Annotated in this window: 6 protein-coding genes; 3 read left to right on the forward strand and 3 right to left on the reverse strand. The window is 35.4% G+C overall.

The window, feature by feature from the left end; genetic code table 11:
• The first annotated feature begins 19 nt into the window (after positions 1 to 19).
• Positions 20 to 1,939 carry a metallophosphoesterase gene (locus C8C87_RS08605; RefSeq protein WP_121342312.1) on the forward strand — a complete coding sequence of 640 codons (1,920 nt, stop codon included), beginning with the start codon at positions 20 to 22 and terminating at the stop codon, positions 1,937 to 1,939.
• A gap of 68 nt (positions 1,940 to 2,007) precedes the next feature.
• Here C8C87_RS08605 and C8C87_RS08610 read toward each other — a convergent pair whose 3' ends face one another.
• The 3 genes from C8C87_RS08610 to C8C87_RS08620 form a co-directional block, all read right to left on the reverse strand.
• Complete coding sequence (locus C8C87_RS08610; protein WP_121342313.1) at positions 2,008 to 3,807, reverse strand: alkaline phosphatase; 1,800 nt, start codon at positions 3,805 to 3,807, stop codon at positions 2,008 to 2,010.
• 177 nt (positions 3,808 to 3,984) lie between these two features.
• Positions 3,985 to 5,679: a RagB/SusD family nutrient uptake outer membrane protein gene (locus C8C87_RS08615; protein ID WP_121342314.1), complete on the reverse strand. Its 1,695-nt coding sequence runs from the start codon at positions 5,677 to 5,679 to the stop codon at positions 3,985 to 3,987.
• A gap of 15 nt (positions 5,680 to 5,694) precedes the next feature.
• On the reverse strand, positions 5,695 to 8,646 hold the full coding sequence (locus tag C8C87_RS08620; RefSeq protein WP_121342315.1) for a TonB-dependent receptor: 2,952 nt from the start codon (positions 8,644 to 8,646) through the stop codon (positions 5,695 to 5,697).
• 661 nt (positions 8,647 to 9,307) lie between these two features.
• On the opposite strand from C8C87_RS08620, the gene C8C87_RS08625 reads away from it, so the two are divergent.
• The gene (locus C8C87_RS08625) at positions 9,308 to 11,092 is read left to right on the forward strand and encodes a DUF885 family protein (RefSeq protein WP_121342316.1); all 1,785 of its coding nucleotides are present in this window, start codon (positions 9,308 to 9,310) and stop codon (positions 11,090 to 11,092) included.
• Between the two features lie 167 nt (positions 11,093 to 11,259).
• Positions 11,260 to 13,419 carry a S9 family peptidase gene (locus C8C87_RS08630; RefSeq protein ID WP_121342317.1) on the forward strand — a complete coding sequence of 720 codons (2,160 nt, stop codon included), beginning with the start codon at positions 11,260 to 11,262 and terminating at the stop codon, positions 13,417 to 13,419.
• Positions 13,420 to 13,631 lie beyond the last annotated feature (212 nt).

Raw genomic sequence — 13,631 nt, forward strand, 5'->3', positions numbered from 1 at the left:
AACTAATTTAAAATTTGCAATGAATCGAATACTTGTTTATTTCTCCCTTTTTCTATGCTTTTTTACATCAATATCAAAAGGACAATCTTCTCTTGACGAATTAAAAATTGCTTTTCTGGCAGATGTTCATTTTCAGGATTTATATGGAACCTTACAAGACAGCGACTACAAAGGAATCATTAATCCTAAGAACGGAAAGCATACTTTATTAAGAACGATGGAATCGCAGTTACATTCTACACGGATTTTTAATGAAAACTATTTTGCCTTTCTCGCAGCTCTGGATGATATTGTAAAACGTGGTATAAAAATCGTGGCTCTTCCCGGTGATTACAGTGATGACGGGCAACCACTTCACATTCGGGGATTAAAGCAAATCCTTACTGATTATACTAAAAAACACGGTATCCAGTTCTTTATTACCACAGGCAATCACGATCCTGCAGGGCCTTTTGCTCAGGAATCCGGTAAAAATGATTTTTTAGGTAACGAAGGAAAACGCCAACCTATTTTCAGTAAAAAGGGATTATACCAACCCAAAAGCAACGATGAATACGCGGTAGTAGTAACCCAAGATATTGCCAAAATGGGATATCTCGGTATTACCACAGAACTGAAAGATTTTGGTTTTTTTCCAAAAGAAAACAATGCATTCTGGTCCACTCCTTTCAGTACGTATTCATTTGATACTTATAATTATACAAAAGCAACAGAAGCCGCTTCATTTACTAATAGAATGTATTCTGTAGCGCCAGGATATTCAGTACCTGATGTGAGTTATGTGGTAGAACCCGTTCCCGGGCTTTGGTTACTGGCCATTGATGGAAATGTTTATATTCCAAAAAAAGAGGCTGCTGAAAATTCAAAAGATTCAAAAGAATATTCTGATGCCAGTTTAGGTTATAACAATGTATTATCCCATAAAAAACACCTGATAAAGTGGGTTGGAGAAATAACTGCTGAGGCAAAAAAAAGAGGTAAAACCCTAATCGCATTCAGCCACTTCCCGATGGTGGAATTTAATGATGATGCTTCCCCAGAAATTGAAAAATTAATGGGTAAAGGAAAATGGCAATTAGACCGTGTTCCCAAAGAAGAAGTGGCACAAACCTTTGCTGATGCCGGATTGAAAATACATTTTGGAGGACACATGCACATCAATGATACCGGAGTTCGAAAAACCAATAAAGGAAACACATTGGTCAACATTCAAACCCCTTCTTTGGCAGCCTACATTCCTGCTTACAAACTTCTCACTATCAAAGAAAATGAGGTAATGGAAATAGAAACCATAGCAATCAATGAAGTTCCTCGATTTAATGAATTGTTTGATCTTTATAAAATGGAATATGATTTTTTGAAAAGTCAGCACACAGCAAACATTTGGAATACCGCTATTTTAGAAACAAAAAACTACCATGATTTTACCGATTTTCATTTGAAAGAATTAGTTCGGTTACGCTTTTTACCGGAAGATTGGCCTGAATTATTTAAGAATTTTATGTTGAATGTTTCCGGCGAAGACTTACTGATACTCGCTGATATGGAGTCTAAAGTTGATGATAATACCATCATAAATCACAAAAACGATTTTGAAAAAGAGTGGAAAAAAGCAGAAAAGAAAGTAAAGCAACAATTAAAAAAGAATCAGTTCGCTCAAAGTGATTTTTATTGGTCTGGTTTGGAGCTTATCACCGATTTTTATCGCATTCGAAGTGCCGATGAACTGGCTATTGCCGACATTGGCAAAGAAAGAATAAAACAATATCAATTTATTATCACTTCGTATCTTGATCATCAAAAGGAAAGAAAATTAAATCCCGAAAATCAAACAACAAAAAATACAATTCTTTTTTTGACTATTCTGAATAAGTTCTTAAACGGAGCTCCGGCAGATCATTTTTTTATTGATTTAAAATCAGGTGCTATTCAAAAATAAAAAAAGAGATACCTTTTATTGATATCTCTTTTTCTCTTTAGATTTAATTTTAAGATAATAACATCTAATTATTTAAGATCCAACACTTGCTTGATTTTATGAAAAACTTCATTGTTTTCATACACTCCCGAAAAAATATCCGATTGGGGTCCATAACTAAATATCGGTACCATAATTCCGGTATGGTCGTAAGTTGTAAAATCGCCTTCAATCATTTTTTCTTTTACATTTCCTTGCGGTAGTGTAAACCCCGAAGTCTCATGATCTGCGGTAACAATGACCAAAGTGTTGCCCGTTTTATCTGCAAATTTAATCGCTTCGGTTATGGCTCTGTCAAAATCAATTCCTTCCGAAACAATTCCGGGTACATTATTCGCATGACCGTAGGAATCAATTTGGGCACCTTCAACCATAAGGAAGAACGGTTTATTCTTGGCATTCAAAAACTCCAATCCATTTTTTGTGGCTTCCGCCAATAGATTGCCTCGTCCTTTTAAAACACTCGGAACCGTATTTTCAGAGAAAAAAAGACCCACTTGATCCTTATTGCTTTTGGCAACATCTGCAATGGAGTTCAAAATTGAGAAATCAGTTTTAGAAAAACCATCAGCAAAATTTCGGCTTCCGCCACCCATAAAAAGAGATAATTTACTATTCGTAAGATCATTAGCGATTGCTGCTGTCAAATCTCGTTCTTTTTGATGCGCATAAAACGAAGCTGGTGTCGCTCCTGTAATGTGGTCTGTAGTGATGCAAGCCGTACTAAATCCCTTTTTGGTAAGGAGTTCCATAATGCTTTCGATAGGTTTCCCGAAAGAATCCACCCCAATAGCTCTGTTATATGTTTTTTGACCAGTGGCAAGAGCTGTTCCTCCCGCAGCTGAATCGGTAGTGAAATCATCTGAAGACTGCGTTTTTAAAAACCCGATAGCTTTTAATTGAGTCAGTGTCAGTTGACCGCCATTAGCCAAAACAGCACTGGAAATCTGAGCAAGTCCGTTACCGTCGCCTATAAGCAAAATAACATTTTGTATGGGAGTGTTTTTCTTGTCAGACAAATAAGTTGGGGTGTAAACCGGCGAATCAATTGTATTGTAAAAAATTCTGCTGTCTAATGTGTTCAAGTAGCGGGAACTCTCGTAAGGCATGTCGGTGTTTATAAAATCGACTCCAAGATCCTTGAAGGTTTTCCATGCGGTTTTAGAATCTGGACAACCCCAAAAACGGAATGGCTTTCCAAAACTATGCGCCTTATTGATCGCTTCGGATACCTTTTTGTAATCTTCGGCAGTAAGTCGTCCTTTTCCGTTCCAAGATGAAAATTCACTGAAACTTTTACTGATTAGCGCTACCTTTTCCCATTGTTCTTTTTCGGGAATACCCGCTAAACTTTGATAATCAAATTGAATGTAATTTGGGTATTGTGTATATGTTTTTGCTTCTGGTCGGTTTCCCGATATGACAATGGAGAAATTTTTATTGTTTATTACGTTCGGATAGCTTTCTAAAACAGCAATCAGTTTTTTTAGCGTTGCAACAGACTCGGTTTTAATATCAATTAGTAATTGTATGGATTGCTGATTGCCCAGTTGAAGCGCCATTACTTGTTGCAAAGGGTCTAAGTACAACTTTTCAAGAGTACGTTCTTTTTTGATATCGGCCTCAGCGTGGCTTACATACAAGTTGTTATCCTTTAAAAAAATATCCGCTTCAATAGAATTTAAACCATTGGCGTAAGCACTCCAAAACGGAATATTTTGCTCATAATCATTATGAGAATGTATTTTATATTTTTGAACGTCTTGCGCCTGAATGAACTGCAAAGAAAATAACAAGACAAGGACTGAAATTTTAAATGATTGGGACATACTATAAATTGTAAAAAAAAGTAATGTTAATAAACGTATTTAATTATGTAGACCTTTCGGGTATCATAACAATACACCGAAAGGTCTTTAATAAAATGATAATTAATGAAGTGAATTCATGTGATACTGTTTGGTTTTTATTTTAAAACTGTACCAATAATTCTCTTTTTAATCCAATTAATATCCTGCGTTTTGAACCAAATACCCAGGTTTGTCTGAAGCTCCGTCAATAGCAGATTGTGGAATTGGGAAAAGACGTTTCTGAACATTACTATCGGTTTTTTCAGTCCAAGTTCCTTCGTATTTTCCAAAACGAATCATATCCGTACGTCTAAGCGTTTCCCAGTAAAATTCAAATCCACGTTCTCTATACAAAATATCAAGTGTCATAGATGTTAATGCTGGTGCAGCAATTCTAGCAGTTCTTGAAGCTCTTACCACATTCACATCTGCAAGTGCACCACCCATATCGTTTGATTTACGCAATTTTGCCTCGGCACGCATCATGTAAATATCAGCCAAACGCATGATAACAATATCCGCATCTCCTTTGTTTCTTCCGGTATCTGATTTTTTACTGAACTCATATTTCAAAACTCTATAACCGGTACTATATCCACTTCCTGCAGCTGTAAAATCGATAAACTGCGTATGGTTTACTAACTTGGTTTTATCCGATCTTGTAATATTGCGAAGCTTACTTATTTTATAACCAACACCATCCGCACAACGCGCAAATGGCTGTCCGTTTGCAGTGGTAATTAATCCGTATTGTTGTCCTCTTAATATACCTCGATTCACTTCAAAGTCTTTTGCAGCGATACAGGAATCAGCGGGTATTCTAAGATTCTCTTTAAAAAATCGAGGATCGGCAGTTGCAGGATCTTTAGCTCCATAGGCCGAAACCCATGTCTGATAAAAATCAGGGGTAATTGCTGGTCCGTCAGTTCCGTTTGCTCTAGGAAATGCAGGACTAGGGAACATATCACCAGACAAAGAGAAATAAGCCAAACGATTGTGTCCGTTTAATTCAGCACGTTGATCGACTGCAAAAATTAATTCTTTATTGGTATGATTTTCATCGTCAAAAATTTCAAAATATTCCGAAGAAAGATTGTACTGACCAGATGCTATAATTTTATCGGTATACGAAATAACCTTATCCATATCGTCTGATTTAAAATCAAAATTAGTGGCATACGGCTCACGGTAAACCGCAGCATTCAAATACAAACGAGACAAAAGTCCCCATACGGCACCTTTAGTAATACGGCCAGGTCCAGCTGTTGTACTCACTTCATTCTCAATTGCTACTAATTCTTTTGCAATGTATTCTACCGCATCATTACCACGGACTATAGTGGAAACCTCCGCCGGATTTTCTTTTACAAAAATCAATCCGAATAAGTCCAAACTCAACATCGAATAGTAAGCTCTCAATCCTCGGGCTTCCGCTAAGTAAATTTTAGCTGTTGGGTTTGTTTCTGCCAATGGAGCCAGCGCATTTATTGCCGTTACTGATCGGGAGATACCTTGAGTAATAGATCCCCAAGTATCTTTTATACGAATATGAGAGCTAGAATAGGTATGACGGTGCATATCAATAAAGATTCCGTTGTCACCCCAATCTGTTCCGCCTCTATACGGTAAAATAGCTTCATCTGTTGATATTTCCTGAATTGTAAAATAACTGGTATGCAAAAACAAGTTGGGTAAAACTGCATAAGCCGGAGAAATACTTCCATCTGCAACCGCATCCATTTTTGCTCCTCCAGTCAAGGATTCATCCAATACCTCTTCCTCTAGATCAGAACACCCAAATTGCATAAAAGTGGATAATACTGTAAGTGCTATTAAAAATTTATTTTTCATGTGAATTGTCTTTTATTAAAATGAAACATTGAATCCGAATAGAAATGTTCTTGCTTTTGGGTAACTCAAATAATCAATACCATAAGAAGTAACACCATCTACTGATCTATCTGTATTAACCTCAGGATCGTAACCGTCATAATCCGTAATAACAAATAAATTTTGTCCTGTTAAAGAAAACCTCATCGAACTAACCCAGTCTTGAATACCTATCATTTTAGGATTTAAATTGTATCCTAATGAAAGGTTGTTCAAGCGAAGAAAAGCACCATTTTTCAAGTATCGTGTTGAAATCGAGGCCGGATTTGTTATTGATTCTGATGGATATTGAGCTGCAGCAGCAGTTGTATTCAACGATTTGGCTAATCTAGCTTTGTAAAAATTTGAATTGGCAGTATTATCATAGATTTTATTCCCTGATACACCATTGAAATTAAAGTTCAAATCAAATCCTTTGTATGCGATGTTGCCATAAAAACTGTATAATTTGTCTGGTAATGCACTACCGGCAACTACTCTGTCTGCATCAGTATCTAAACCATCACCGTTAACATCTCTAAACATGCTCATTCCTTGATCATTAACACCAATGAATTCTTTCATGTAGAAGGTACCAATTGGTTGTCCGTTCACATATCCGTTAATAGTAGCTGACGAAAGACCTGAACCTGATGCACTTCCTGTTGTTAAAACAGTAAAAGGAGAATTTTCGATTTTGTTGTCTATGAACGATACATTACCACCTAAACCAAATGAAACACCATTTTCATTTTTGTATTCGTAAGCAAGCGCTAATTCTAAACCTTTATTAGTGATGGTCATATCCTTCACATTCGTCCAATACGTTGAAGCAGCTTGAATAGGGTCTGACGGTACTACTTCAAGTAAAATATTATCCGAAACTTTGTTAAAATAATCTACCGTTCCCGATAAAGCGCCATTAAACAATCCGAAATCTAAACCAACATTGGTTTGTGTAGATACTTCCCACTGGATATCTGGATTAGCTAAACGCGCATAAGTAGTTCCTCCAGAAAAAATATCTGTTGGATAAAGCGGATAACTTGTACTTCCTGTCACTGATGTTGTAGACGAAGCTTGTGTAATTTTGGATGGAATTTCCTGATTTCCTGTTCGTCCCCAACCAGCTCTAAGTTTTAGGTTGCTAAATGGTGATGATTTCATAAATTCTTCTTCTGAAATTCTCCAACCGGCAGCAAATGAAGGAAAGTTTCCGTACTTATTGTTACTTCCAAATTTTGAAGAACCATCTCTACGGAACGTAGCAGTCAATAAGTAGCGGTCTTTAAGGCTATACCCTACTCTTCCAAAAAAGGATTGCAGTTCATTTTTAATAGCCGATCCTGATGGTAAATTATCTATTAAATCCAATTCTTGTCCCAAACCAGGATTGTACTTTGGGTCGATACCATTATCTTTAAATTTATCAATACTCCAATGTCTGTATTGCACAAATGTCTTTTGGTACGAATGACCTGCCAAAAGAGAAAAATTATGCTCTTTTAAATCAAAGTTGTAAGTGATATAGTTTTCAATCAGATTATTTTTATTACTGATATAATACGAATCCAGTCTTCCATCCTGTTGCGGTAAAGTACTTGGACGATTTTGTATGTCTCGGTCAGAATTAGAGTTATCAACACCTAAATTTAACTTATAATCCAATCCTTTGATAATTTCAAACGAAGGAGAAATATTCGCAATTATTCGGTTTGTATTTGTCAAGTCTTCATACAAATCAAGACGTATCAACGGATTAAAAACATCTGCAAATATGGAAGGAGCACCATTTTCATCATACGCAGGATACGTTGGATTCAAACTCAATGCAGTACCTATCAAACTTTCTATAGCCGGTCTCTCACTTTTAGTATTGGTAGCATTCAAGTTCAAATCAATCTTAAGCCTGTTGTTTAACAGTTTTTGGGTTAGATTAATTCTACCGGAAATCTTTTTCAGTTCACTGTTTTTCAAAATACCTTGTTGATCTTGGTGACCAATAGAAGCAAAATACGTTAGATTATCAGCACCACCACTTAAATTTAAGTTATGGTTTTGAGAAAATGCTGTTCGTGTTATTTCTTTTTGCCAATTAGTAGATCCACCCAAATCAATTAGCTGCCCACCGATTTCAACTACTTTTGCTCTAAAAGCATCTGCACTATAAACAGGGATTTCTTTGGCCATATTTGAGGTTCCAAGACTTGTTGAATACGTTACTTTAGATTGTCCTTTTTTACCTCTTTTTGTGGTAATCAAGATAACTCCATTAGCTCCCCTTGAACCATAAATAGCTGTAGCAGAAGCATCTTTCAACACATCGATAGATTCTATATCGTCAGCATTAATAAAACTAAGCGGATTTGTTGCTCCGCCTGTACTTGAATTATCAAGAGCAAATCCATCAATAACAAATAAAGGTGTACTTCCGGTACGAACTCCACCTTGACCACGTATGCTTATGGCTTGGTTACTACCTGGTTCTCCACTTGCAGAAGTGATGTTTACCCCAGAAACCTTACCTTGTATTAATTGCTCCGGCGAGGTAACTATACCTCGGTTAAACGCATCACTTTTAACTGAAGTAACTGCACCTGTAACATCTCTTTTTCGTTTTGAACCATATCCCACTACTACCAAATCTTCAAGTTGCATGGCGCTTGCTTGCAATTTTATATCTAATTTGTTATAGTTTTTAATCGTTACTTCTTGTGTTTCTAATCCTATATAAGAAAACTCTATAACATCACCAACAGATGCTTTAATACTAAAACGACCATCAAGATCTGTAACTATTCCTTTTTTATTTCCCTTTACTAACACATTAACTCCTGGTAACGGAAAATTGGCATCATCTAATACTACTCCTGTCACTTCTGTTTGAGCCCAAGCAGCAACAGAGAAAACGGTTAAAAAGAATAGCATCAAAAATCTAATTTTTTTCATCTTTTATCAATTTATTTATAATGGACAAATAGAATCGATATTTGCTAAACTTATGTTAATTACGAAATAACAAAAAGTAAATTTTTCAAAAACAAAAAAGTGTATAACAGTAAAAAAATAAAAAATAAAAGAGGTACAATCACAACTAAACCACATAGAAATTAAGTATTTAAAAAGCATACTAACCGCGATTTTTTTATTATCAAAAGTAGTTGCTACCGCTATTCCCGATTACGAACTCAACGAACGTAAAATCAAATTACATTCACCAATAAACAACTGAAATAAAGGATGTTTGTCATGAATTTCGTTATGATTTTTTAGGTATTGAAGAAGTCTTCAAAAGCTGCTTTTATTCTATTATTTGCATCTAAAAAAAAATGTTCAAACAAAGTACGTCATTAATAATTCTTAGGCACAATTTGTTAAAATCAAATTTAAAACAACAGTAAGACCAAACCTTTTTTAAATAACAGATAGTTAACATTTGTATAATATACCATCCATTTTTGAAGGAAAAAATTGTTATAGTTCATAAAATAAAGCATAAATTAGCGCATACTAAGAACGTTTTTTTTAAGCATACTCACCACACTATCAGATTTTTATAAAAATTAAAATCTAATACACATCATTTAATCATTTTTTAAACAATTCTTACATGAATCTAGTAAAAAGCCTTTTTAGAAAAACGACAGTAATCCTGTTCGTTTTATGCAGTACTTTTCTATTGGCACAAAAACCAGCCAACAATGCTACATTCAATAAATTCCTGGATGATTATTACGAAGAAGGATTGCTATTTGACCCTATTTCTGCCACGTCAAGAGGCGACAACAGATACAACGATTTATTGCCAAACGATATCGCAGAATCGTATCTGAAAAAGAAACACGACTTCACCATAAAATATCAAAAACGGTTAGAAACTTTTGATAGAAAAAGCCTCAATTCCTTTGATAAAATTGCTTTCGATATCGCGAGCCTTCAATTAAAAAAAGCCCTGGAAAGAGAAAAATTCCATTTTGAATACATGCCCTTTAGCCATTATAGGTCACTACCAAATTCATTACCATCTCTTGGTTCAGGAAAAAGTGCTCAACCTTTTAAAACAGTCAAAGATTACGAAAACTGGCTCAAACGAATAGAGAGTTTTACGATATGGGCCGATACTGCCATAGCCAATTTTAATAAAGGTATTGCAATTAAAATGGTGCTTCCAAAAGCATTAGTTGTTAAAATGATTCCACAACTGGAAGCGCAAACTACTACAGATACCCTTAAGAATATTTTTTATGAACCCGCCCGAAATATGCCAACCTCTTTTTCTGCAAAAGAAAAAAAAGCGATACAACTGGCCTATCAAAATGCTATCACCACTAAAATAATTCCTACTTACCGAAAACTGGCTGATTATTTAAAAAATGTTTATTTGCCAAAAGCCAGGACTACGTCAGGCTATAATGATTTGCCCAATGGGAAAGCAATGTATGAATATTTGGTTAGCGTAGGTACCACTACTAATAAAACACCGGATGAAATTTACCAAACGGGACTTAGGGAAGTGGAACGAATTACCAAAGAAATTGATGACCTCCAGATAAAAATTGGCTTTCAGGGAGACAGAACCGCATTTTTCAATCATGCCTTAACCGATCCTTCCTTTTTTCCTTTTACCACTGACGAACAAATATTAGAAAGTTACAGAGCTATCCTTCCCATAATAGAACCCAACCTGAAAAAATTATTCAATATTGTACCCAAAACAGCATTTGAGGTAAGGGCAATTGAAAAGTTTAAAGCGGCTACTTCTGCAGCCAATTATGAAAGAGGCACTACGGACGGCAGCAGACCCGGTTATTTTAATGTTCCCATCGTTGACGCTGCTAAATTCAATAAATTAGGTATGGATAATCTTTTTATGCATGAAGCCATTCCTGGACACCATTTTCAATTGTCCCTTCAACAAGAGAATCAATCGATGCCTAAAATTAGGAAATTTGCTGGCTATTCCGTTTTTTCTGAAGGATGGGCTTTATATACGGAATCACTAGGCGAAGAATTAGGATTGTACACTGATCCTTATCAAAAATTGGCGGCATACAAATCAGAACTATTTAGAGCGATACGATTAGTAACAGACGTTGGATTGCATACCGGAATCATGACAAGGGAAGAATCAATCCAATACATGATGGAAAAAGGAGGAAGAGAGAAAAATGCTTCTGTTTCTGAAACAGAAAGATATATGGCACAACCGGGACAGGCACTTTCCTATAAAACAGGAGAATTGAAAATAACGGAATTGAAAAACAAATATATTAAAAGCTTGGGTCCAAAGTTTGAAATCAAAAAATTTCATGATGCCATTTTACAGGTTGGTTCAGTACCTTTAAGCGTGTTTGAAACGTATATGGATAATTGGGAAAATGAACAAATTAAATAATAACTTGTCCATTTACCTATAAATACTGTTGAGTAGAAATTATACAGATAACCGATTATTATTTTATATTTTTACTAAATAGTTAACCTATCAAACCATTATATAAAAACACATTAGGCTCAATTGGGTTTAAATGAAAATAAACCAATACTTATAAAATCCTATCTATGAGAAAATTTTCAATCGTACTATTTTTTTTAATACAATTACAATCTTCAATCGCTCAAAATGGAACAGAAGCTGTTGCCATTACTGATATGTTAAAAATTAAAACTGTTGGTAACATAACGCTTACAAAAGATGGAAAACGAGCTGCTTTTACGGTGACTTCTATTGAAGCCGATGAAAATAATAAATTAGATTACAAATACCGCACACAGATTTTCACTACCAATACTTTAAACAATTCCGTACCTGTACAACTGACCACAAATAAAGATGGAGCGACAAGACCGGCATGGAGCCCAGACGGTAAACAAATTGCTTTTACGCGTTCTGTAGAGGACAAAACACAAATTTTTATATTATCTATGGAAGGTGGTGAACCCATGCAATTGACAAAACATAAATACGGCGCATCCAATCCAAAATGGTCGCCAGACGGTAAAAGAATACTTTTTTCATCAAGCATCCCGTTACGAGAGTTACTTCAGGATTCTATTTTAAATAAATCGAACGCAATTCCTACTTGGAAAATGGAAAAGCCCGGTTTTGACAAAAATGAACATTTACTAGCGAACAAAGAGAAACCGAATCCTAACGGAAGTTTATCTGAAATAAGAGCTTATTTAGATAAAAATGCAATAGACAAAAAAGCAATTGTCTTGAATAAATTAAACTTCCAAAGTGAATCGAATGTCTCTTCAGAAATGAATTTCAATCACTTCTTTGAAATAAATGTCTCCAAAGATGCTGAACCGCGCTTGCTCACTAAAGGATTTTATAGTTTTAACAATGCAGACTACACGCCAAACGGAAAACAAATAATTGTATCTGGAGATGTAGACACTGAAGAAAATCAGGACCGATCATTAGAAGGTGAGATTTTTATAATGGATACCAATGGCGAGAATTTTAAAATGCTACTAGGGGAAAATGGAAAAAGATACAATGGCGCCACAATATCGCCTTCAGGGAAATGGCTCGCATTCTTGTCCGGCAACACATCTTTTATTAGTGTTCCTTCAGTATCAATAATGCCATTGAACGGCACGGAGAAAGATATTGTAACAATCCCTTTTGATCGTAATAAAACAAATTTTATCTGGAGTAAAGATGATAAATACCTGTACTTTACTTCTCAAATGAACGGTGGCAATGTTTTGCACAGAATTAACCGATTAACAAAAAAAATAGAGGCTTTGTCAAGCGTTGATACTGGTATTTCAAGTTTCGACATTGTAAACAATACGATTGTATTTTCAAAAACTCAAGTATCAAATCCTTCCGAATTATATTTTGCTGATGCTAATCTAAAAAATGAAAAAAAAGTAAGTAATTTTAATGATTGGGTTATCAATAAAAAACTATCCTTTCCAGAAAAGAAAACGTTTATCAACGATTTAGGAATGACTGTAGAATATTGGATCATGAAGCCATCCAACTACACGCAAGGAGAAAAATATCCATTATTGTTAGAAATTCATGGTGGCCCATCAGCAATGTGGGGTCCCGGTGAAGAAAGTATGTGGCATGAGTACCAATATTTTTGCAGTAAAGGATATGGCGTTGTTTATAGTAATCCAAGAGGTTCTGGCGGATATGGATTGGATTTTTTAAGAGGTAATATCAACGATTGGGGCAAAGGTCCGGCTAGTGATGTACTGACAGCACTAGATAAAACCGTTGAAGAAGGCTGGGCAGACAAATCCAAGTTACTCATTACGGGAGGTTCGTATGCAGGTTACCTGACAGCTTGGATTATAAGTCATGATAACAGTTTCAAAGCGGCTTGCGCCCAACGCGGTGTCTATGATCTTACAACCTTTTTTGGAGAAGGAAATGCATGGAGATTAGTTCCAAATTATTTTGGTGGGTATCCTTGGGAACCAAAAGTGAAGGAAATTCTAACTCGTGAATCACCAATAAGCTATGTTCAAAATATCACAACACCTTTCATTATTTTTCATGGTGGCAACGACCGTCGTACCGGTTTTATTCAGGCAGAAATGATGTTTCGCAGTTTAAAAGTATTGAATCGTCCAGTAGAATTTGTAGTACATCCCGGTGCAACTCATGAAATTACCAGAAATGGTGACAACCGTCAACGAATGGATCAAATGCTGCGAACGTATGAGTTTTTTGAAAGATCGATTGAAAAAAAATAAAGCAACTAATTTGTATCTATTACAGTATGAGGATTTAAATCCTAAAAATATAAAAGCCCTGTGCATTATAAAATGACAGGGCTTTTTTGTGATAATCAAGGCTGCTTTTTTATTATCAGACACTGCCAAAACATCTATAATTTTGGGATTTTCATAATTAAAAAACCTGCTGCCTTCAAAATAAGCTGTTTTGACTATCTTTAAAAAACTTT

It is taken from the genome of Flavobacterium sp. 120, assembly GCF_003633605.1.
Lineage (GTDB): Bacteria > Bacteroidota > Bacteroidia > Flavobacteriales > Flavobacteriaceae > Flavobacterium > Flavobacterium algoritolerans.

Coding starts and splice junctions, on each gene's coding strand:
- C8C87_RS08605 (WP_121342312.1), top strand. CDS start 20: ATGAATCGAATACTTGTTTATTTCTCCCTTTTTCTATGCTTTTTTACA.
- C8C87_RS08610 (WP_121342313.1), bottom strand. CDS start 3,807: ATGTCCCAATCATTTAAAATTTCAGTCCTTGTCTTGTTATTTTCTTTG.
- C8C87_RS08615 (WP_121342314.1), bottom strand. CDS start 5,679: ATGAAAAATAAATTTTTAATAGCACTTACAGTATTATCCACTTTTATG.
- C8C87_RS08620 (WP_121342315.1), bottom strand. CDS start 8,646: ATGAAAAAAATTAGATTTTTGATGCTATTCTTTTTAACCGTTTTCTCT.
- C8C87_RS08625 (WP_121342316.1), top strand. CDS start 9,308: ATGAATCTAGTAAAAAGCCTTTTTAGAAAAACGACAGTAATCCTGTTC.
- C8C87_RS08630 (WP_121342317.1), top strand. CDS start 11,260: ATGAGAAAATTTTCAATCGTACTATTTTTTTTAATACAATTACAATCT.